The following is a 20,903-nucleotide window of genomic DNA, read 5'->3' on the forward strand; positions in this document are numbered from 1 at the left end:
AGAAAAGACAAAGGCCCGAACACCTGGGAGATGGGTTCGGGCCTGTGGTTGCGGAAGGATCAATCCGCGCGGTAGTTAGGTGCTTCCTTGGTGATCTGCACGTCATGGACGTGGCTTTCGCGGATACCAGCGGTGGTGATCTCGACGAACTCTGCCTTGTTGTTCATCTCTTCGATCGTGGCGCAACCGCAGTAGCCCATCGCGGCACGAACGCCGCCAGCCATCTGGAACACGATGGAAACCATCGAGCCCTTGTACGGCACGCGGCCTTCAATGCCCTCAGGCACCAGCTTGTCGGCGTTGGGGTTGCCGGTGCTCGACTCCTGGAAATAGCGGTCGGCACTGCCTTGCTGCATGGCGCCGATCGAGCCCATGCCGCGGTAGCTCTTGTAGCTGCGGCCCTGGAACAGGATCACTTCGCCGGGAGCCTCTTCAGTACCCGCGAACATGCCGCCCATCATGATGGTGCTGGCGCCAGCCGCCAAAGCCTTGGCAATGTCGCCGCTGTAGCGAATACCGCCGTCTGCAATCAGTGGCACGCCGGTGCCCTTGAGGGCAGTGGCCACGTTGTCGATGGCCATGATCTGGGGCACACCCACACCGGCCACGATACGTGTGGTGCAGATCGAGCCAGGACCGATACCGACCTTCACGGCGTCGGCACCAGCTTCCACCAAGGCCAGCGCAGCCGCGCCAGTGGCGATGTTGCCGCCGATCACATCCACTTGCGGGTAGTTTTGCTTGACCCAGCGCACACGCTCGATCACGCCCTTGCTGTGGCCGTGGGCTGTGTCCACCACGATGGCATCCACACCGGCGCGCACCAGAGCTTCCACACGCTCTTCAGTGCCCTCGCCCACGCCCACCGCAGCGCCCACGCGCAAACGGCCAGACGCGTCACGCGCTGCATTGGGGAAGCTGGTTTGCTTAGTGATGTCCTTCACCGTGATCAAGCCCTTGAGCTCGAACGCATCGTTGATGACCAGGATGCGCTCCAGCTTGTGCTTGTTGAGCAGCGCCTTGGCTTGTTCGGGCGTGGTGCCGTCTTTTTCGTTGACGGTGATGAGCTTCTCGCGCGGCGTCATGATCTGGTGGACCTTGACGTCGTAGCGTGTCTCAAAACGCAGGTCACGGCCAGTGACGATGCCAACCACCTTGCCGCCGTCGCATACGGGGAATCCCGAGATGCCCAGTTGCTCAGACAACTGAAGCACTTGCAAAACCGTGTGCTCTGGCGTGATCACCACGGGATCGCGCAGCACGCCGGATTCATAGCGCTTGACCTTGGCCACGTGCGCTGCTTGCTCCTGCGGTGTGAGGTTTTTGTGCACGATGCCGATGCCGCCCTCTTGGGCGATGGCGATGGCCAGGCGTGCTTCCGTCACAGTGTCCATGGCGGCGGACACGAGCGGCAGGTTCAACTGGATGTTGCGGGAGAGTTTCGTCGCGAGGGACGTGTCCTTGGGCAGGACCTGGGAGTACGCTGGCACCAGCAACACATCGTCGAAGGTGAGCGCTTTTCCAAGAAGGCGCATGAGAAAGCTCCAAAAAAAGGATTGTACCCGCACTGCCCCCCGCGCTGTTGGCGGCGATACAACCGGCTGAGGAGCCCAACCCTCCGCCCATCTGTAACCAAGTGCGAATGCTGTGACAGCTCACGGCCCTCACCGCTAAACTTGCCCGCATGAAAATGCACAAGCTTCTCCTGCTGGCCGTGGCCTGCACATGGGCCCTGGGTGCTGCTGCTCAGTGGCAGTGGATCGACAAGGACGGCCGCAAGGTGTTCAGCGACCGCCCCCCGCCAGCTGAAGTCCCCGCCAAAAGCATCCTGAAGCAGCCCGGCGGTGCACCGGTGGCTCGCCCTGCTACCACGCCAGAAGCCAGCAGCGCCGAGAACGCGACGCCCGCAGCGGCCGCATCCAAACCGGCCGCCAAACCTGTAGCGGCGGGCAAAGACAAGGAACTGGAAGAGAAAAAGGCCGCCGCTGAAGCAGCTGAAGCCGCCAAGAAAAAGGCGGAAGAAGAAAAGATAGCGCGAGCCAAAGCCGAGAACTGCACGCGGGCGCGCCAGGCCAAGGCAACGCTGGAATCCGGCGTTTTGATGAAGCAAACCAATGCACAGGGTGAGCGAGTCATCATGGACGAAGCCAGCCGCAACGCAGAAATCAAGCGCACCAACGACATCATCGCCTCAGACTGCACACGCTGAGGCCAAGGCAGCCAGGGTTCAGTAACCGGCCTTGGCTCCTGGGCGCTTGCTGGCAAACAGCCCGGTGGTGCGCGCGCCCTGTTTGGCAAAACGTTCACGCCGGGCCACTTTGGGGTCTACCTTCAGGGCGCGGTATACCTCCACCCGGTCCTGGTGTTGCAGCACCGTGGTTTTTTCCACCACACGCCCCCAGATCCCACACAGAGCCGTTCCCTTGCTCACTTGGCGCCAGGCGGAGCCGCTGGGGCCAGCCTGCAGCGCGTCTGCCACGGTAGCCCCTGGCGGCAACTGCAGCTCCCACTGCTGGGTTTGCCGCGGGGCCAGGCACACCACCACGACCACGGTCAAAGGGGCCTGCAAGGCGTGATCCTCTGTCACATCGTGGCCAGCAGCTTGCACCCTCTGCTCAGCCATACACCTGCTCTGCGCGCTTGACGAACGCATCCACCATGGTGGCGGCAATGCGGTCGAACACCGGGCCCACCAGGGCTGCCAGTGCGGCGCTACTGAAGCCGTAGTTCAATTGCAACTCCACCTTGCATGCCCGCTGGGTGCCATCGCCCACAGGCAAAAAGCGCCAGTCCCCCTCCAGCTTGGAGAACGGACCTTTGACGAGGTGCATTTGCACCCGCTCACGGGCTTCGTGAACATTGCGGGTGACGAAGGTCTGGCGAATGCCGCCCAGCGCAATACCCACTTCCGCAGTCATCCCCGCTTCGCTGTGCTCCAGCACCTGGGCACGGTCACACCAGGGAAGGAATTCGGGATAACGCTCCACGGCCGTGACCAAATCAAACATTTCTTTGGGCGAGTACCAGATGAGGACAGACTTTTGAACGGTTTTCATGCAGACGGGGCCCGGCGCCCCGTGGCAGGGCGGGCTGATGTGGGGGCCAGAGAAATTAGAATCGCGGGTGCGAGACAGCGACAATTGTAGGGAGGCCTTTTATCTTCCGGTTTGCGTCTTATCTAATTCCTCATGGCCAAAAAACCCGATCCCTCGTCCCGCATTGCTGACAACAAGAAAGCGGCTTTCAATTATTTCTTCGAAGAACGCCACGAGGCAGGCATGGTGCTGCACGGCTGGGAAGTCAAGGCGCTGCGGGAAGGCAAGGTACAACTGACCGATGGCTATGTGCTGATCCGCGATGGCGAGTTGTACCTGCTGGGCTGCCTGATCCACCCGCTCAAAACCGCTTCCACCCACGTCAACCCCGAGTCAGCACGCACCAAGAAACTGCTGCTCAAGAAAGACGAGATCAAGCGCCTGATTGGCAAAGTGGAGCAAAAGGGCTACACCCTGGTGCCCCTGAATCTGCACTGGAAAAATGGCTTTGTGAAATGCGAAATTGCGCTGGCCAAGGGCAAGGCAGAGCACGACAAGCGCGACACCATCAAGGACCGCGAAGGCAAGCGCGAGGTGGAACGCGCCATGAAGAGCCGTAACCGCTGATCGTCACGGCACCAGCAGCAACTGCCACCCCGCAAAAAAGCCGCTTCATCAGCGGCTTTTTTGTCTCATGTGCTCACCTATGTGCTACGGGCTTACTTCAACGCGGCCAATGGATGGGCGTGCGCAGGCCAGGGGCTAGCGAAGAAAGGCGTGACCATCTCGGGCGTCACATCCTCGATGCGGCCGGGGTTCCATTTCGGGGCATGGTCTTTGTCGACCGCCAGGGCGCGGATGCCTTCCACCGTCTCACTCTGGCCGGGGCGCAGGAAGAAGCAGTGGCGCACCATGTCGCGCTCCATGCGCAAGTCATCGGCCAGGCCCATGTGGCGCGCACGGCGGATCTGCTCCAGCACCACGTGCAACATGAGGGGCGAGCGCTTGCGCAGCGTGGCCGCTGTGGCACGCGCCCAGTCGGTGTCAGCGGACTCCAGGGCGCGCACAATATCGCCCACGGTGGGCAGCGAAAAATATTGGTCAATATCGGCTCTAGCGCTTGTGTGGTGAGCGCTGGCAGCTACAAACTTTGAAGCAACAAAGGCGCGAATGGCTTGTCCATCTGCAAAGTGCTGGCTGCCCAGGGCATCCCACACAGCGGCTTGCTGGTCTGAAGGCAGGCAGCCGTCGGCCAACTGGTTCTCGATGGCATCGCCCGCGCCAATGGTGTCGCCCGTCAGGGCCAGCCATTCGCCCACGCTGCCAGGGCAGCGGCTCAGGAAGTAGCCGCCACCCACATCGGGGAACAGGCCAATGGCGGTTTCAGGCATGGCCATTTTGGTGCGCTCTGTCACCACGCGCAGGGCCGCGCCCTGGCTGATACCCATGCCGCCCCCCATCACGATGCCATCCATGAAGGCGATATAGGGCTTGGTGTAGTTGTGGATCAGGTGGTTGAGGGCGTACTCTTCCGTGAAGAAGTCTTCGATCAGAGGGTTGCCCTGGCTGCCCGCCTGGTGCAGAAAGCGAATGTCGCCGCCCGCGCAAAACGCGCCAAAGGGGCCTTCCTTATTGCTGCCGCGAATGGCCACGGCCAGCACCCGGTCATCGGCCTGCCAGGCAAGCAAGGTGGCCATCAGGTCACGCACCATGCCCAAAGAAAGCGCATTCAGCGCCCGGGGCCGGTTCAGGGTGATGAAACCCACCTGACCACGCACTTCACTCAACACCTCAGCAGCCACCACTGTCTCCGTCATTTTTGTTCCTTCCAACCCAACATTTCATTGAAAACCAGGGCACCGATCACCAGTGCCCCACCGGCCAGTACGGCAGAGGCTGGGCGCTCTCCGGCGCCGAGCCACGCCAGCAGAATGCCAAAGATCACCTCCAGCAAGCCCAGCAGTGCCATCTCGGGAGCCTTGAGCACGCGCCCACAGCGCACCGCCAAAACGCAAGGAATGGCCAACTGGAAGACCCCCAGCAAAGCCAGCAAGAATAAATCATGTGCGGTGGCTTGCAGCGGCAAGGCCAGTGGCAATGTCACTATCACCGACACCACAGCCCCCACCAGCACCGCAGGCACCAGATCCACCGCATGGCCATGGCGCTGAGCGTGCTGCACCACCGTCCAGTTGGCAGCAGCAGCCACGGGCACGCACAGGGCCACCAAGGTGCCAGACAGTGGCAGACCCGCCATTTGCGAGCCGTACATCCAGCCAATACCCAGCCCGGCCAGCCCAATCGCCACCCAGGTGCGCAGCGCAATGTGATGGCCGATGAATATCCGAGCAAAAAGTGCCGTTAGCAGCGGCCCCACGGCCATGGTGACCAGCACGTTGGCCACGGGCATCAACGTCAGGGCCACCATGAAGGCGGTGAACATCGTCGCCCAACACAGGCCTGACAGCCACAGCGCGGCGCCACCGCGACGAATGGTGCCAAACACCCCCCGCCCCTGGATGGCGGGCAGCATGACCAGCAGGCTCAGCAAGGTGAAGAAACTGCGCCAGAAGGTGACTTCAAAACTGCGAGCCTGCTCCAGGTGGCGCGTGACCAACCCCGCAATCGACCAGAGCAAGGTCACCACCACCATCAGGAACACCGCGCGGGTGTGTGTGAGTTTGAGCATGGAACGGCTGTGTCAGAACTACCAACGGACGGAAAAAAGGGCCTCAGCATCGCTGGGCCCTTTCATCGATCGACCTGCGCGCCTGGCTGGTGAGCTCGGCACGAAGTCAGCGCGCTTCATATCAAGAGCGGCTGGCGCGCTTGCGCTCATTCTCGGTCAAATAGCGCTTGCGCAGACGCACCGACTTGGGGGTGATTTCGACCAGCTCGTCGTCTTCGATGAACTCGACACCGTACTCCAGCGTGAGGTCGATGGGAGGCGTGATCTTGATCGCGTCTTCCTTGCCGCTCACGCGGAAGTTGGTCAGCTGCTTGGTACGCGTGGCGTTCACTACCAGATCGTTGTCGCGGCTGTGGATACCGACGATCATGCCTTCGTACACGGGGTCATTGGCCTTCACGAACATGCGGCCACGGTCGTCCAGCTTGCCCAGGGCGTAGGTGAAGATTTCACCGTCATCCATGGAGATCAGCACGCCGTTCTTGCGACCGCCGATCTCACCCTTGTGCGGCTCGTAACCATCGAAGATGTTGGAGATCAGGCCGGAACCGCGCGTCAGGTTCAGGAACTCGTTGGTGAAACCGATCAGGCCACGGGCAGGAATGCGGTACTCCAGGCGTACACGGCCACGGCCGTCGGACTCCATGTTCACCAGCTCGCCCTTGCGCTCGCCCAGGGCTTGCATCACGCCGCCTTGGTGGCCTTCTTCGATGTCAGCCGTCACCAGCTCGATGGGCTCGTGCTTGACGCCGTCGATGTCCTTGAACACCACGCGGGGCTTGGACACTGCCAGCTCGTAACCTTCACGGCGCATGTTTTCCAAGAGGATGGTCAGGTGCAATTCACCACGGCCCATCACTTCAAACACACCTTCTTCGTCCGTTTCGTTCACGCGCAGGGCCACGTTGTGCTGCAGTTCCTTTTGCAGGCGGTCCCAGATCTGGCGGCTGGTCACGAACTTGCCTTCGCGGCCGGCCAGGGGCGACGTGTTCACGCAGAAGTTCATGGTCAGCGTGGGCTCGTCCACCTTCAGCATGGGCCGCGGCGCAGGGTTGGCGGGGTCGGTCACTGTCACGCCGATGCCGATGTCTTCAATGCCGTTGATCAGCACGATATCGCCAGGGCCAGCCAGGGGGGTCTGCATGCGATCCAGGCCCTGGAACGTCAGCACCTGGTTCACGCGGCCCTTGACGGTCTTGCCACCGGGGCCTTCCATGACGACCACGTCCTGCATGGGCTTCAAAGTGCCCTGGCTGATACGACCCACGCCGATGCGGCCCACGAAGGTGGAGAAGTCCAGCGCCGAGATTTGCAGTTGCAGGGGAGCGTCAGGGTTGCCAGTGTTCGGCGGCACGTGCTTGAGGATGGTGTCGAACAGGGCCGACATGTCGGGGCCCCACTGCTCACCAGGAGCGCCTTCTTCGAGCGACGACCAGCCGTTGATGCCCGAGGCGTACACCACGGGGAAGTCGAGTTGTTCGTCGGTGGCACCCAGCTTGTCGAACAGGTCGAACGCAGCGTTCACGACCTTGTCGGGGTTAGCGCCGGGCTTGTCCACCTTGTTCACCACCAGGATGGGGCGCAGGCCCAGGGCCAAGGCCTTCTTGGTCACGAAACGCGTCTGGGGCATGGGGCCTTCTTGCGCGTCAATCAGCAGCACCACGCTGTCCACCATCGACAGGGCACGTTCCACTTCGCCGCCGAAGTCCGCGTGACCGGGGGTGTCCACGATGTTGATGTGCGTGCCCTTCCAGCTCACGGCGCAGTTCTTGGCCAGGATGGTGATGCCACGCTCTTTTTCGATCGCGTTGTTGTCCATCACGGTATCGACGACCTTTTCGTGGTCGGCAAAGGTGCCGGACTGGCGCAGCAGCTGGTCGACCATGGTGGTTTTGCCATGGTCAACGTGGGCAATGATCGCGATATTGCGGATTTGTTTCGTCATAGTTTTTCCAATGTGCCGCTGTGCGCCATGGACGCGGAATGCGGCGTGCCTTCCAAAATTTGTTGAATTTCCAGCGGACTCAGGAGCCTGCCCGGCACCAGCTCCCCGCCAACGATGTGGCCCACCCCCAGCAACGCTGCAGGTTGATCGCCAAAGACCGCCACGGCACTGGCGTCAGGCCAGGATCCACGGCGACGCACACCCGACAAGAACCGGGCTGCATTGTCGCCGTCCAACGTGACACGGGTGTGCCCCACCAGCAGCGACTCGGGAGGCAGAACGCAAGCCAGGCGCTGCGCCTCGTCCATGGCTTCGAGTTGCGCCAAAGTGACGCAACGCTCGACCCCCAGGCCTCCCGTATCGATGCGGCGCAAAAAGGTCAGGTGAGCCCCCACCCCCAGCGCTGCACCAATGTCTTCTCCCAAGGTACGGATGTATGTACCCTTGCTGCAAGTCACTATCATTTTGATAGCTGCTTGCGCTTTCTCTGTCTGGATCAGCTCCAGTTTCAATGCATGAATGACGACCTGGCGCGCCTCACGTTCCACGGCAATGCCAGCGCGGGCGTACTCGTACAGCGCCTTGCCGTCTTTTTTGAGCGCGCTGTGCATGGGGGGCACCTGGCTGATCGGGCCAGTGAACTGCTGCTGCACGGCGGCCAAGCGCTCAGGCGTCAGGTGTTCGGGCAGCACCTCGCAGCACTCCAGCACGTCGCCCTCGGCATCGCCGGTAGCGGTGGTCACGCCCAGCAACGCCACGGCTTCGTAGGTCTTGGGGGCGTCGAGTTGCAGTTGGCTGAATTTGGTAGCCGCGCCAAAGCACAGAGGCAGCACGCCGGATGCCAGCGGATCCAGCGTACCGGTATGGCCCGCTTTTTCGGCGCGCAGCAACCACTTCACCTTTTGCAAGGCGTCGTTGCTCGAAAGGCCGAGCGGTTTGTCGAGCAGCAGCACTCCGTGCACCGGGCGCCGCTGCACCCGGATGCGGGGAGCGCGCTCGGTCATGCTTCCTCGTCGTCTTTCGCGCGCGAAGAAACAGCCTTGGCGATCAAGGCATTCATGTCGGCCGCGCGCTCGGAAGTGCGGTCGAACACGAAGTGCAGCGTAGGCACGGTGTGGATGTGCAAGCGCTTGAACAGGCCATTGCGCAGGAAACCCGCAGCCTGGTTGAGCGCCGCCTGGGTTTCCACAGGGTCACCCACCAGCAGGCTGAAAAACACCTTGGCATGGGCATAGTCGGGAGTGACCTCCACGCCTTGCAGGGTCACCATGCCCACGCGCGGGTCTTTCAACTCGCGCGCAATGAGCTCGGTCAGATCGCGCTGGATCTGGTCGGCCACCTTGAAGGCACGGTTAGGGGTAGCAGATTTCTTCGCAGCCATGTTGTCGCTTGTACCTCGTTCGCCTTACAGCGTCCGTGCGATTTCCTTGATCTCGAAGAACTCCAGCTGATCGCCTTCCTTGATGTCGTTGTAGTTGCGCAGCTTGATACCGCACTCGAAGCCTTCCTTGACTTCCTTGACATCGTCCTTGAGTCGGCGCACAGACTCGACTTCGCCGGTGTAGATGACCACGTTGTCGCGCAGCAGGCGGAACTTGCAGTTGCGCGTGACCTGGCCGGAGGTGATGTACGAACCCGCCACCGTACCGATCTTGGACGCCACGAACACCGTGCGGATCTCTGCGGTACCCAGGGCTTCTTCGCGCTGCTCGGGTGCCAACATGCCGGACATCGCTGCCTTCAACTCATCCACAGCGTCGTAAATGATGTTGTAGTAATGCAGGCTCACATCGCTCGACTCGGCCAGCTTGCGCGCACCGGCATCGGCACGCACGTTGAAGCCGATCACGATGGCCTTGGAGGCAATCGCCAAGTTCACGTCGGATTCGCTGATACCGCCCACACCGGCATACACCAGCTGCACACGGATCTCGTCGGTGGACAGCTTGAGCAGCGAGGCTGCCAACGCTTCCTGCGAGCCCTGCACGTCGGCCTTGATGATGATGGGCAGGGTCTGCACCTCGCCCGCCGTCATCTCGTTGAAGACGTTTTCCAGCTTGGCTGCCTGTTGCTTGGCCAGCTTGGTGTTGCGGAACTTGCCAGCACGGTAAGTCGCGATTTCACGGGCACGGCGCTCATCGCTGAGCACCATGAACTCGTCACCGGCTTGCGGCACGTCGGACAGACCCTGGATTTCCACCGGAATCGACGGGCCAGCCGTCTTGGCTGGCTTGCCGTTTTCGTCCAGCATGGCGCGCACGCGGCCGGAGGTTTGACCCGCCAGCACCACATCGCCCACTTTGAGCGTACCAGACTGCACCAGCACGGTGGCCACAGGGCCACGGCCCTTGTCCAGTTGCGCTTCAATCACCAAGCCCTTGGCCATGGCTTCGACAGGCGCTTTGAGTTCCAGCACTTCAGCTTGCAGCAGCACTTGCTCCAGCAATTCGTCGATGCCCATACCGGTCTTAGAGGACACCGGCACAAACGGCGAATCACCGCCGTACTCTTCAGGCACCACTTCCTCGACCACCAGCTCCTGCTTGACGCGGTCAGGGTTGGCATCGGGCTTGTCAGCCTTGGTGATGGCCACCACGATCGGCACCTTGGCTGCCTTGGCGTGCTTGATGGCTTCCTTGGTCTGGGGCATGACGCCGTCGTCGGCCGCCACCACCAGAATCACGATGTCGGTGGCCTGCGCACCACGGGCACGCATGGCCGTGAAGGCCTCGTGACCGGGGGTATCGAGGAACGACACCATGCCGCGTGGGGTTTCGACGTGGTAGGCGCCAATGTGCTGCGTGATACCACCAGCTTCGCCAGACGCCACCTTGGCGCGGCGGATGTAGTCCAGCAGCGAGGTCTTGCCGTGGTCCACGTGGCCCATGACGGTGACCACAGGAGCGCGTGGCAGCAGTTCGGCGTCTTTTTGACCCGCATCTTCGTCGGTGAAGGCTTCTGGATCGTCCAGCGCCGCGACCACTGCCTTATGGCCCATTTCTTCCACCACAATCATGGCGGTGTCCTGGTCCAGAGGCTGGTTGATGGTGACCATCTGGCCCATCTTCATCAGGGCCTTGATCACTTCAGAGGCCTTGATCGACATCTTGTGTGCCAGCTCTGCCACCGTGATGGTTTCAGGCACATGCACTTCGATGATCCGGGCTTCCACCGGTGCGGAGTTCTGGTGATCGTCGCGTTGATCGCGGTTGTCACCGCGGCGGCCACGGGGGCCACCACGCCAGTTGTTGCGGCCCACGCCACCGCTGCTGTCGCCGCGGGTCTTGATTTCTTTCTTCTTGGCCGTGTCGTTCGCCCAGCTGGAGGACAGCTTGGCCGACTTGACTTCCTTGCCCGAACCACCGCCTGGGGCGGCTGGCGCGGCAGCACCCGCATTGCGTGGGCCTGTGCCGGTACCAACGGCAGGCTTGTGCAGGGTGCCCTTCTTGGCGTCACCCACGGCGGCAGGCTTGGCTACTGGCTTGGGTTCCTCAGGCTTCTTGGCCACCATGACGGACTTCTTGGGCGCCGCCATCATCGCGCGAATGGCCTCGGCTTCCGCCAGGGCCTTGCGACGACGCTCTTCCAGATCGCGGGCTCGCGCCGCTTCTTCTTCGGCACGGGCCTTGGCTTCTGCGGCGGCCTTTTCACGGGCTTCATTCTGGGCTGCGGCACGGGCAGCCGCTTCGGCCTGCTGCTCGCGTGTAGCTTCCTGCTGCTGCGCAGAGGCTTGCGCCTTCTTGGCGGCTTCCTGGGCAGCGTAGGCTGCAGCGCGCTCTTCCGCTTCACGTTCGCGGCGCTCGCGCTCTTCACGCTCAGCACGTTTGGTAGCCAGTTCAGCTTCCTGGTGGCGAATCAGCTCAGCCTGGCGACGAGCTTCTTCCTCGCGGCGAACCAGTTCCTGGTCCTCGCGCGACACGGCGGATTCTTCCACCGCAGCTTCACGCGCCTGGGCAGCCGGCGCAGACGCCTCAACGCCTTCATCGCGCTGGATGAAGGTGCGCTTTTTGCGCACTTCCACCTGGATCGTGCGGGCCTTGCCTGTGGCATCGGCCTGCTTGATCTCGCTGGTGGACTTCTTCACCATGGTGATCTTCTTGCGATCCGCCGAAGCGGTGCCATGGCTGGCCTGCAGGTAAGCCAGCAGTTTTTGCTTGTCAGACTCGGTCAGGGGGTCTGAAGCGGCAGTCTTGCCCACGCCAGCAGCCTTGAGCTGATCCAGCAGGGTTTCAGGCGATTTCTTGAGTTCGTTAGCGAACTCGGCGACAGTATTACTCGACATATTTGGTTCGTGCCTCCCTGACCTTACTCTTGCCCTGCCACGAACCAATGTTCGCGGGCCTTCATGATCAAGGCCTTGGCTTCTTCAGCAGACTGTCCGGTCAGGTCGGTCAGCTCATCAATGGCCAGATCGGCCAAGTCGTCACGTGTATGCACACCGCCTTCGGCCAGCTTGGCAATCAGGTCGGGGGTCATGCCTTCGAGGTCGCGCAGGTCTTGAGAGACCTCTTCCACGCTTTCCTCACGGGCGATTTCCATGGTCAGCAGCGCATCCTTGGCGCGGGCGCGCAGCTCGTTCACGGTGTCTTCGTCAAACGATTCGATCTCCAGCATTTCCTGCAGCGGCACATAGGCCACTTCTTCCAGGGTGGCAAAGCCTTCGGAGATCAGGATGTCGGCGATTTCTTCGTCCACATCCAGCTTTTCCATGAACAGGCGGCGCGAGGCGTCGGACTCGTTGGCCTGCTTCTGCGCGCTTTCAGCGGCGTCCATGATGTTGATCTTCCAGCCCGTCAGGTCGGAAGCCAGGCGCACGTTCTGACCACCACGGCCAATCGCAATGGCCAGGTTTTCTTCGTCCACCACCACGTCCATGGCGTGCTTTTCTTCATCCACCACGATGGAGGACACGTTCGCGGGTGCCAGCGCACCAATCACGAACTGCGCGGGGTCTTCCGACCACAGCACGATATCCACACGCTCACCGGCCAGTTCATTGGTCACGGCATTGACACGGGTGCCACGCACGCCGACGCAGGTGCCGATGGGGTCCACGCGCTTGTCGTGAGACAGCACGGCAATCTTGGCGCGCGAACCGGGATCACGGGCGCAGGACTTGATCTCCAGCAGGCCTTGCTCGATCTCGGGCACTTCCTGGCGGAACAGCTCCACCATGAATTCGGGGGCCGAACGCGACAGGATGATCGGTGCGCCGCGCAGCGTCAGGTCCACTTCCATGATCATGGCGCGCACACGGTCGCCACTGCGCAAGTTTTCCTTCGGAATCATTTCCGAGCGACGCAGGCGGCCTTCCACGCGGCCGGATTCGACAATGATGTCGCCCTTGTCCATGCGCTTGACGGTGCCGGTGAAGATCTTTTCGCCGCGCGACATGAAGTCGTTGAGCAGCATTTCACGCTCAGCATCGCGGATCTTTTGCAGGATGACCTGCTTGGCAGCCATGGCGCCGATGCGGCCAATGGGCACGGATTCGACACCTTCTTCGATGTACTCGCCCACCTCGATGTCGGGCACGCGCTCGCGAGCGTCCATCAGCAGCTCTTCAGCATCGGGGTTTTGCAGGCCAGCATCATCAGGCACCACCAGCCAGCGGCGGAAAGTCTCGTAGTTGCCGCTGTCACGGTCGATGGACACGCGGATATCCACTTCGCCTTGGTACAGCTTCTTGGTAGCCTGGGCCAGAGCCGATTCCACGGCACCCAAGACCACATCACGCTCCACGTTCTTCTCGCGCGAAATGGCCTCAACCAACATCAACAATTCGCGATTCATGCGACGACTCTCCTATTTCAATCACTGAAGATGCTGGCCACCGTGGGGCAACCTGCCATCCTGTATTTTTAATCTGCGGCTCAGGCAGCGCCCTGCCCCGCCTTGCCAGCACGGCCCTTGAAATCAACGATGGGCGCCAGACGCGCATCACGCAATTCATCCAAGGTGAAACCCAGTGCCTGCAACGGCGCCGGAACACGTTTCTTGCTGACTTTTTGACCAGGCTTGACTGCAGGCTCGTCTCTCCAGACGATCTGCCAGCCACCAGACTCTGCACGCTCCAGCGTGCCGCGAAATTTCTTGCGATTGGCGCTGACCTGACCGGCCGCTGCCGCACCCATGGGCGCCTTCAGGGTGATGTCGATGACCGAACCCTCGAAACGCACGAAATCCTGTTCGTGGCGCAGGGGGCGGTCAATGCCTGGGGATGACACTTCCAGGCGCTTGTATTCCACACCGTCCACCTCCAGCGCAAACTGCAGCTGGCGGGTGACCTTTTCGCAATCTTCCACGGTGACGAACTGGTCCAGCAGCGGGGCGGGTGCATCGGTGGCCGGAGCCACCCAGGGCAAATCAATGGTGATGCGCAAGAGGCCTCCGGCAGAGCGTTCAATCTCTACCAGGTCATAGCCCAGACCAGTCACAACTTGTTCTACGATTTGCTGCAGTGCCACGTGTTCAGTTCAATCCCGGGAAAAACGAAAAACCCGATAACCCCCAGAAGACCCCCCTCCTGACAGCTTCGAGCTCCAAAACCAATCGACCAAAAAAAACGGGCGGTTGGTACCCGCCCGTTTGGTCGTGAGAGCCGGATTGTACTCTTTAAAGCATTGATTTGCAACGACAGTGCACACTTAGCAACAGCGATTCAGTCCGCTCCCAAGGGCCGCAACAGCTGCTGGAGGTCGCTCTCGGTGAACAGCGGTTCACGGCGGGCCGCTTCGCCGCCGTAGATGGACTGGGCCAGCTGCGCCTTGCGCTCCTGCAAGGCCAGAATGCGTTCCTCAATCGTGCCCTGGGCCACCATTTTTACCACCCACAGGTTTTGCGTCTGGCCAATGCGGTGGGCGCGGTCGGTGGCCTGAGCCTCGGCAGCGGGGTTCCACCACGGGTCGTAGTGGATGACGGTGTCCGCCTGGGGCAGGTTCAGCCCCACACCACCGGCCTTCAGGCTGATGAGGAACAGCGGCACCTCGCCGCTGGTAAAGCGCTGGATGATCTCATCGCGCTTTTGGCTTTGGCCGGTGAGTTTGACCCAAGGCAAGCCCCGGGCCTGCAGCTCCGCCTCGATCAAGCCGAGCATGCTGGTGAACTGCGAAAACAGCAGCACCCGCCGCCCCTCGGCCAGCATTTCGGGCAAAAGCTCCATCAACTGTGCCATCTTGGCCGATTCGCGCACCTGGCGGGCAGACTCCAGCGGCACCAGGTGCGGGTCGCAGCAGACCTGGCGAAGCTTGAGCAGCGCATCCAGGATGGTGATCTGCGATTTGGCCAGGCCCTTGGAATGCAGGGCTTCGCGCACCGTCTTTTCCATGCCCAGGCGGATGGTTTCGTACAAATCGGCCTGGGCACCCCTCAGTTCCACGCGCATCACGGTTTCCACCTTGGGCGGCAGCTCATACGCCACCAGCGCCTTGGTGCGGCGCAGCATGAACGGTGCGACGCGGGCACGCAATTGGGCCAGCCGTCCGGTGTCACCCTGTTTTTCTATGGGGTTGCGAAACAGCTCACGAAACCGCTGCTGGCTGCCTAAAAAACCGGGCATCAGGAAGTGGAACAGGCTCCAGATCTCGCCCAGGTGGTTTTCCATGGGTGTGCCCGACAGACACAGCCGGTGCCGCGCCTGCAGTGCAGACACCACCTGCGCCACGTTGGTGCTGGCGTTTTTGATGTTTTGTGCCTCGTCCAGCACCACCAGATGCCACTGCAACTGCAGCCAGCGCTCACGGTCGCGCTGCAACAGTGAATAAGGGGCAATGACCAGATCGTGCTCGGCCACCGAATCCGACAGTTCGTGGCGGCCTGCGCCGTGCAGCACCAGGGTGCGCAGGCCGGGGCAAAAACGCGCGGCTTCGCTGTGCCAGTTGCCCATCAGGCTCACAGGGGCGATCACCAGCGCGGGGGCCGTGAGGCGGCCTGCGTCTTTTTCAACCTGGATGTGGGCCAGGGTCTGCAGCGTTTTTCCCAGGCCCATGTCGTCGGCCAGGATGCCGCCCAAGCCCTGGGCGCGCAAAAACTGCAGCCAGTTCAACCCCTGCTGCTGGTACGGGCGCAGGCTGGCGTGCACGCTGGCAGGCAGGGGCACCTCGGCGATGGGGCTGGCGCCCTGGAGCTTCTGCACCAGGGCCTGCAGCGACGCCGCACCCTGCCACACCGCGCCCTCGCCCAGGGCGGCACTGGCTCGCAAGGCTTCCAGCCTCGACAGGCGCAGGCTGGGCTGCGAAAAATCTACCCCGCGTTCGCCCACCAGCTCCAGCAAGGCGGCCAGCCAAGGGCGCAGCGGCTCGGTGGGCAGGCGCACAAAGCCGCCTTGGGCATCGCCACGCGGCACGTAGACAAACGGCGGCAACTGCGGCTGCCCGGTGGCGGGGTCGGGCGGGTGCTGCGCGGCCTGGGCGATCAGGTCGGGCAGCCAGGGCAGCACGTTGTGGCGCTGGCCGTCCAGTTCCACGCCCAGTGAGAGCGAAAACCAGGGCGAGGTGTCTTGCACCTGATCAAGCATCACATCTAGCTCGCCATCGCGCCCCTCATCCTGAGCAAAGGCGCTGAGTGGCGCTGGTTCTTCGCCCGAATCTTCTTGCCCAGGCCTGGCAGCGTGAGCCACCGGCTGCGGCGCCAGCGCCACCGTCAGGTTCTGTGCATGGCTCACCCAGCCCTGAAGCGCCGGGTCCTGCGTCACGTCAAACCCTGCTTCGATGAACACCGCAAAGCCCGCATCGGCCCAGGGCATCCAGGCCTGCTGCGAGCGTTCGCCGGGCAGGCCAAACACGCCGTCGTCGGTGGCCAGCAGGCCCAGCGCCATCAGTTTCTGGATGGCTTCCAGCTCGGCCTGGGGGTGGCGCTGCAACAGTACCTTGGGGCCATCGCCCCCATTCAGCGGCGGCAACATCACCTGCGCGCCCTGCCCTGGCCACCAGCCACGGTGGCCGGCATAGTCAAAGGTGAGCCGTGCCATCACCAGGCCCAGCGTGGGCCGGTCGGCCAACGGCGTGGGGGCCAGGTGCAGGCAAGGCCGGGGCACCACGCCCTGCAACCGCTGCACGCTTTGCACTACCGGGGGCAGGGGCAGTTGGTGCAGGCTGCGAGCCATTTCATCCTGGTATTTTTCGATGGCCGACTCGCGCAGCGCGGGGGCCTTGAGCAGCACCTCCAGCTGTGCGGGTGATACAGAGCCCAGCTCTACCGGCCCGCATTCGCCCTGCTCGGCATCGATGAACAAGGGCGGGCTGTTGTGGCACAGCGTGCCGCTGTCACCGGCAAGAGCAGCGCGCAGTTGCCAGGCGGGCTCGGCCGACAAAGCCCCGGGCTGGGCGGGCAACTCGTCCCAACACCACTGCAAGGGGCGTGAGGGGCCCCATCGCAGGGCGTTGCCCACGGTGGATCCACCCGCATCGGCAAACAGCCGCCCGGTGCTGGCGGCCTGTTGCAGCGCCAGCAAACCCACCTGCCCTTCCAGCACCGCGCAGGGCGCGCCGCTGTAGGCCGAGTAATACACCTGACTGCGCGGCATGGCGCGCAGCAGTTGCAGCACCTGGCGATCGGTCTCGCTGGCCTGGTCGTACACCGCCTGGCCCTTGGAGGGCGGGGTGCGCACCTGCTTGGGCTTGGCCCAGCCACCGGTCACCTTGGGGTAAGACACCACGGCTTCAAGCTGCAGCTGCACCGGCTGGCGCATGCCGCCCACCACCGACAGCAAATACAGATATTGCTCGGGCCGCGCACTGCGGTCAGTGGGGCTAAGCACCACATCGCCCCCGGCGGCGCGGTCCAGTGCGGCCAGCCAGTTCACCAGCTGGGCCTGGGCCTCGGCCTGCTGCACAGCGGCCATGCGTTCGCGCGCGGACAAGGATGCTGCCGCCGCGCTCACGCCCTTGCGCGGGGCTGCGGCAGCGCGGGCCTCGTCGCTCAGCGGCAGGCGGGCAGCCTTGAGCATCAACGCCACCGCGTGCTTGCACTGGCGCCCCACGGGGCAGTCGCACACGCTGCGCCAGTAGTCCACCTGGCCATCGGGCATCACCGCCAGGGTGACGGCCACTTCATACGGCAGGTGCTGCGTGCCCTGCACCAGGGCCTGTATGCGCCAGCCTTCGTCCAGCGGCTCAATGTCCGGTTCGCCCACCACGCCTTGGGCCAGCAGGGCCTTGCCACGCATCCAGGGGCCGTCCTCGCACAGAGCGCGCAAGGAGTCGGGGTCAAACCAGAAGGTGTCAGGCATTACAGGTCAAATTGGCCTCTAGCGCTTGATGAATAAGCGCCAGCAGCTATCTATTTAATAGCATCAAGTGCCTGCCACAGTGCGGTCTGCACGCACGCGGTCAAACACCTCTTGCGCCATGGGGTCGGTGGCGGCACCAGAAGGGGCACCGCTGCGCAGGGTGGTCAGCAGCCGTTCCAGCACCGCCGCCTGGGGCAGCAAGGGGCCCAGAAAATGCGCCTTGCGGCCATCGGCAATCAGCAGCGTGGGGAAGGTCTCTACATCCAGGTCGCCCGCCAGTTCCGATTCGTCTTCAATGTCCACCCACTCAAAGCGCACCTCGGGGTGGGCCTGGGCCAGGGCGTCAAACAGCGCCCGGTAGTCGCGGCAGGTGCCGCACCAGCCGGCACACAGGCACACGGCCCACCAGCCGCCGGGCTGGGCGGCGGGGGCAGTGGAATCAACGGGCAAGGCGGTGTGGCTGGGCATGAATACAACTCCTCCAGCCCGCCAATCAGGCGGGCCAGGGCAACAACGGTGTCAGGGGCTGCGCCGCTCGCGGGCGCGGTAAACCTCGATGGTACCCACACCCGCTGCCTGGTTGCCCCAGCTATTCCTCACAAAAGTGGTGACGGCCGCCACGTCCTCATCGCCCAGCAGGTGCTGGAAGGGCGGCATGCCGTGCGGGCGCGGGTTGCCTGCGGTGGCAGGCAGATAGCCACCCTGCAGCACCACGCGCACCAGGTTGGTCGGGTCAGCCAGCACCACGGCGCGGTTGCCCGCCAGGGGCGGGAAGGCGGGTTGCCCGGCCTCGTCCTTGGCGCCCTGCCCTTGCGCGCCGTGGCACTGGGCGCATTGCGCCTCGTACACCTTGGCGCCGCGCTCCATGACCGACACGGGGGCCACGGCCTGCTTGGCGGGGGTGGCTGCATGCTGGGGCAGCGCCTGCAAATAGACGGCCATGGCGCGGGCGTCAGCATCGCTCAGGTACTGCGTGCTGCGGAACACCACCTCGGCCATGGGGCCGATGACGGAAGCCTGCGGGGCCACGCCTGTCTTGAGCAAGGCCACCACATCGGCCTGCGGCCAGCGCTGCACGCCGGCCTGGGCAGCGTCGGTCAGCGCCGGGGCCAGCCAGTTCTGCACGGGGATCAGCCCGCCCGCCAAGGCCTGCCCTTGCTGCTCAGCCCCCAAGCTGTTGCGGGGGGTGTGGCAAGCGGCACAGTGGCCCAGCCCGTTCACCAAGTAAGCGCCGCGCTGGTAGTCAGGCACCTGCGCGGTGGCCAGTGCCTGCGGTGCCGACGCGGCTGGCTGGGCCACGTCTGCCGGGGTGAAGAACAAGGCCCGCCACACGCCCAGCGCCGCCTGGGTGCTGTATGGAAAGCGCAGCGCATGCACCTTGTTGGCCTGCGCCACCGGCGCCAGACTTTGCAGGTAGGCAAAGATGGCGTCGGAGTCTTCGCGGGTGACGTGGGTGTAGCTGGTGTACGGAAAGGCGGGGTACAGCAGCCGCCCGTCCTTGCCACGGCCGTTGTGCATGGCGCGCCAGAACTCGGCCGACGTCCACGCGCCCAGGCCGGTGGCTTTGTCGGGTGTGAGGTTGGAGCTGTAGACCACGCCAAACGGCGTTTCAATGCCGCGCCCGCCCGCAAACGGCGCGCCGCCCTGCACCGTGTGGCAGGCCATGCAGTTGCCAACGCGGGTCAGGTATTCGCCCTGCGCCACCAGGGCGGGGGTGGGCTTCAGGGTTTCGGCGCTGGGCAAGGGGTCCTCGCCGCGCAGGTTCAGGGCCACGATGGCGGCGGCGCTGATGCCCAGGGCGGCCATCGCGCCCGACACCAGCCGCAAAAAGCGCTGCGGGTTCATGGGCGGCCTCCTTCAGCCACGCCGCCGCAGCGTGCGGGCATCGCAGCGGGCAGGCTGGCCACCGGCTTGCCGTTACCAGGCACGGGCTGCGCAGCCAGCCAGGCAGACACGGCGCTCACGTCTTCGGGCGTGAGCTGGCGGGCCACGTCGGCCATGCAGTCGGGCGACTGGGCTTTGCGCTGGCCGGTCTTCCAGGCGCCGAGCTGGCTGTTGAGGTAATCACGCGGCAGGCCCAGCAGACCGGGAATGGACGGCGCCACCCCGGTCATGGTCGTGCCGTGGCATTGCACGCACGCCGGAATCTTGCGCGCCGCATCGCCCTGCTGCACCAAGGCGCGGCCCTGCTCCAGCTGCGCGGGAGTGCCCTGCGGGGCGGGCGGGGGCGGGTAAGGCAGGTCGAGCGCGGCGAAGTGCACGGCCATTTCACGCAGGTAGTCATCCGTCAGGTGCTCGATGAGGTACCCCATTTGCGGGTAACTGCGCCGCCCATCGCGAAAGTTGAGCAACTGGTTGTGCAGGTAACCCGCAGGCTTGCCTGCAATGCGGGGGAAGTACCCCTCGGCCGTGGCGCGGCCTTCCTTGCCGTGGCAGGTGGTGCAGGCCAGCACGCGCGATTCCATGCCAGCGGGCACAGTGGCGGCAGGGGCAGCAGGAACAGAATCAGCGGGGCCGGGCGCCGCGGCTGCGACGCTACAAGCCAGGGCGGCGCCCCACAGCGCCAGTGGGCGCAGCCAGGTGCGTAAAGAATCGATCATGGGTCTTGGTGTGGGGTTCAAAAACGCGGCGCAAGGCCTGCAACACCCCGCACTTTAAGCGCGCAGCGCGCTGCATGCCGGGTGCGGGGCTTAGAACCTGTTCAAAGTCTTTTTGAAGATTGCATTGGAGTGCAATCGGGATGAGTGGATGCTTCGGGTGCGCCGCATGGGCTCGTGCCCATGCAAGCAGCTGGGGCATCCACTCGCCCGATTTCACTCCAACCCTTCGGGCAAGTGGCTTGCCGCGCGGTCTGCGGTGTTACACCGCTTGTCAATAGCACGGGCTATTGACCGCGCGCTGCGCCTAGCATCCCATCCCCTAGCCGGGCGCCCGGCAAGACACTTGTGCAACTCCAAAAAGACTTTGAACCAATGGGATGGACGCCCCCACCCTAAACGGCATCGA

The 20,903-nt window shown here is 63.5% G+C and carries 17 protein-coding genes; 2 read left to right on the forward strand and 15 right to left on the reverse strand.

The genetic code is table 11. From position 1 onward, the window contains the following. Positions 1-59: 59 nt before the first annotated feature. Complete coding sequence (gene guaB / locus IHV84_RS12995) at positions 60-1,535, reverse strand: IMP dehydrogenase (protein ID WP_044400896.1); 1,476 nt, start codon at positions 1,533-1,535, stop codon at positions 60-62. A gap of 149 nt (positions 1,536-1,684) precedes the next feature. Between guaB and IHV84_RS13000 the strand changes: the two genes are divergently transcribed. Continuing rightward, positions 1,685-2,209 carry a DUF4124 domain-containing protein gene (locus IHV84_RS13000; protein ID WP_198847168.1) on the forward strand — a complete coding sequence of 175 codons (525 nt, stop codon included), beginning with the start codon at positions 1,685-1,687 and terminating at the stop codon, positions 2,207-2,209. An 18-nt stretch (positions 2,210-2,227) separates the two neighbouring features. Here the strand turns inward: IHV84_RS13000 and IHV84_RS13005 are convergent, their stop codons facing one another. After that, entirely contained in the window at positions 2,228-2,569 is a 342-nt protein-coding gene (locus IHV84_RS13005) for an RnfH family protein (RefSeq protein WP_370541266.1), read from the reverse strand. Between the two features lie 46 nt (positions 2,570-2,615). Continuing rightward, entirely contained in the window at positions 2,616-3,056 is a 441-nt protein-coding gene (locus IHV84_RS13010) for a type II toxin-antitoxin system RatA family toxin (protein ID WP_198847170.1), read from the reverse strand. 132 nt (positions 3,057-3,188) lie between these two features. Between IHV84_RS13010 and smpB the strand changes: the two genes are divergently transcribed. Next, a complete protein-coding gene (smpB, locus tag IHV84_RS13015; RefSeq protein ID WP_044400887.1) occupies positions 3,189-3,662 on the forward strand; it encodes an SsrA-binding protein SmpB in 474 nt (157 codons plus the stop codon). A gap of 92 nt (positions 3,663-3,754) precedes the next feature. Here smpB and IHV84_RS13020 read toward each other — a convergent pair whose 3' ends face one another. The 12 genes from IHV84_RS13020 to IHV84_RS13075 all read right to left on the reverse strand — a co-directional run bounded on the left by IHV84_RS13020 (position 3,755) and on the right by IHV84_RS13075 (position 20,497). Then, positions 3,755-4,852, reverse strand: coding sequence for an enoyl-CoA hydratase/isomerase family protein (locus IHV84_RS13020; protein ID WP_198847171.1), 1,098 nt, complete (start codon positions 4,850-4,852; stop codon positions 3,755-3,757). Beyond that, positions 4,849-5,724, reverse strand: a complete 876-nt coding sequence (locus IHV84_RS13025; RefSeq protein ID WP_198847172.1) for a DMT family transporter — start codon at positions 5,722-5,724, stop codon at positions 4,849-4,851. The genes IHV84_RS13020 and IHV84_RS13025 overlap by 4 nt, the downstream gene beginning before the upstream one ends. Positions 5,725-5,845: 121 nt before the next feature. Further along, positions 5,846-7,669, reverse strand: coding sequence for a translational GTPase TypA (gene typA, locus IHV84_RS13030; protein WP_198847173.1), 1,824 nt, complete (start codon positions 7,667-7,669; stop codon positions 5,846-5,848). Then, entirely contained in the window at positions 7,666-8,673 is a 1,008-nt protein-coding gene (truB, locus tag IHV84_RS13035; protein ID WP_198847174.1) for a tRNA pseudouridine(55) synthase TruB, read from the reverse strand. The genes typA and truB overlap by 4 nt, the downstream gene beginning before the upstream one ends. Then, on the reverse strand, positions 8,670-9,050 hold the full coding sequence (gene rbfA / locus IHV84_RS13040) for a 30S ribosome-binding factor RbfA (RefSeq protein ID WP_066695266.1): 381 nt from the start codon (positions 9,048-9,050) through the stop codon (positions 8,670-8,672). Before rbfA ends, truB begins: the two co-directional genes overlap by 4 nt. A 24-nt stretch (positions 9,051-9,074) precedes the next feature. Next, complete coding sequence (gene infB / locus IHV84_RS13045; protein ID WP_198847175.1) at positions 9,075-11,951, reverse strand: translation initiation factor IF-2; 2,877 nt, start codon at positions 11,949-11,951, stop codon at positions 9,075-9,077. A gap of 23 nt (positions 11,952-11,974) precedes the next feature. Then, positions 11,975-13,462: a transcription termination factor NusA gene (gene nusA, locus IHV84_RS13050; RefSeq protein ID WP_044400867.1), complete on the reverse strand. Its 1,488-nt coding sequence runs from the start codon at positions 13,460-13,462 to the stop codon at positions 11,975-11,977. An 80-nt stretch (positions 13,463-13,542) separates the two neighbouring features. After that, complete coding sequence (gene rimP, locus IHV84_RS13055; RefSeq protein WP_066695270.1) at positions 13,543-14,136, reverse strand: ribosome maturation factor RimP; 594 nt, start codon at positions 14,134-14,136, stop codon at positions 13,543-13,545. A 194-nt stretch (positions 14,137-14,330) separates the two neighbouring features. Next, positions 14,331-17,897: a DEAD/DEAH box helicase gene (locus IHV84_RS13060; protein WP_198847176.1), complete on the reverse strand. Its 3,567-nt coding sequence runs from the start codon at positions 17,895-17,897 to the stop codon at positions 14,331-14,333. A 63-nt stretch (positions 17,898-17,960) separates the two neighbouring features. Continuing rightward, positions 17,961-18,365, reverse strand: coding sequence for a thioredoxin family protein (locus tag IHV84_RS13065; protein WP_044400859.1), 405 nt, complete (start codon positions 18,363-18,365; stop codon positions 17,961-17,963). 51 nt (positions 18,366-18,416) lie between these two features. Continuing rightward, on the reverse strand, positions 18,417-19,742 hold the full coding sequence (locus tag IHV84_RS13070) for a cytochrome c (protein WP_198847177.1): 1,326 nt from the start codon (positions 19,740-19,742) through the stop codon (positions 18,417-18,419). Then, a complete protein-coding gene (locus IHV84_RS13075) occupies positions 19,739-20,497 on the reverse strand; it encodes a c-type cytochrome (protein ID WP_198847178.1) in 759 nt (252 codons plus the stop codon). The genes IHV84_RS13070 and IHV84_RS13075 overlap by 4 nt, the downstream gene beginning before the upstream one ends. Between the last annotated feature and the right edge of the window lie 406 nt (positions 20,498-20,903).

This window comes from Acidovorax sp. IB03 (genome assembly GCF_016406015.1).
Taxonomy (GTDB): Bacteria; Pseudomonadota; Gammaproteobacteria; order Burkholderiales; family Burkholderiaceae_C; genus Acidovorax; species Acidovorax temperans.

Bases quoted from the DNA above. Each gene is read 5' to 3' on its own strand.
- guaB (WP_044400896.1), bottom strand. From the start codon at position 1,535: ATGCGCCTTCTTGGAAAAGCGCTCACCTTCGACGATGTGTTGCTGGTG.
- IHV84_RS13000 (WP_198847168.1), top strand. From the start codon at position 1,685: ATGAAAATGCACAAGCTTCTCCTGCTGGCCGTGGCCTGCACATGGGCC.
- IHV84_RS13010 (WP_198847170.1), bottom strand. From the start codon at position 3,056: ATGAAAACCGTTCAAAAGTCTGTCCTCATCTGGTACTCGCCCAAAGAA.
- smpB (WP_044400887.1), top strand. From the start codon at position 3,189: ATGGCCAAAAAACCCGATCCCTCGTCCCGCATTGCTGACAACAAGAAA.
- IHV84_RS13020 (WP_198847171.1), bottom strand. From the start codon at position 4,852: ATGACGGAGACAGTGGTGGCTGCTGAGGTGTTGAGTGAAGTGCGTGGT.
- IHV84_RS13025 (WP_198847172.1), bottom strand. From the start codon at position 5,724: ATGCTCAAACTCACACACACCCGCGCGGTGTTCCTGATGGTGGTGGTG.
- typA (WP_198847173.1), bottom strand. From the start codon at position 7,669: ATGACGAAACAAATCCGCAATATCGCGATCATTGCCCACGTTGACCAT.
- truB (WP_198847174.1), bottom strand. From the start codon at position 8,673: ATGACCGAGCGCGCTCCCCGCATCCGGGTGCAGCGGCGCCCGGTGCAC.
- rbfA (WP_066695266.1), bottom strand. From the start codon at position 9,050: ATGGCTGCGAAGAAATCTGCTACCCCTAACCGTGCCTTCAAGGTGGCC.
- infB (WP_198847175.1), bottom strand. From the start codon at position 11,951: ATGTCGAGTAATACTGTCGCCGAGTTCGCTAACGAACTCAAGAAATCG.
- nusA (WP_044400867.1), bottom strand. From the start codon at position 13,462: ATGAATCGCGAATTGTTGATGTTGGTTGAGGCCATTTCGCGCGAGAAG.
- IHV84_RS13060 (WP_198847176.1), bottom strand. From the start codon at position 17,897: ATGCCTGACACCTTCTGGTTTGACCCCGACTCCTTGCGCGCTCTGTGC.
- IHV84_RS13065 (WP_044400859.1), bottom strand. From the start codon at position 18,365: ATGCCCAGCCACACCGCCTTGCCCGTTGATTCCACTGCCCCCGCCGCC.
- IHV84_RS13070 (WP_198847177.1), bottom strand. From the start codon at position 19,742: ATGAACCCGCAGCGCTTTTTGCGGCTGGTGTCGGGCGCGATGGCCGCC.
- IHV84_RS13075 (WP_198847178.1), bottom strand. From the start codon at position 20,497: ATGATCGATTCTTTACGCACCTGGCTGCGCCCACTGGCGCTGTGGGGC.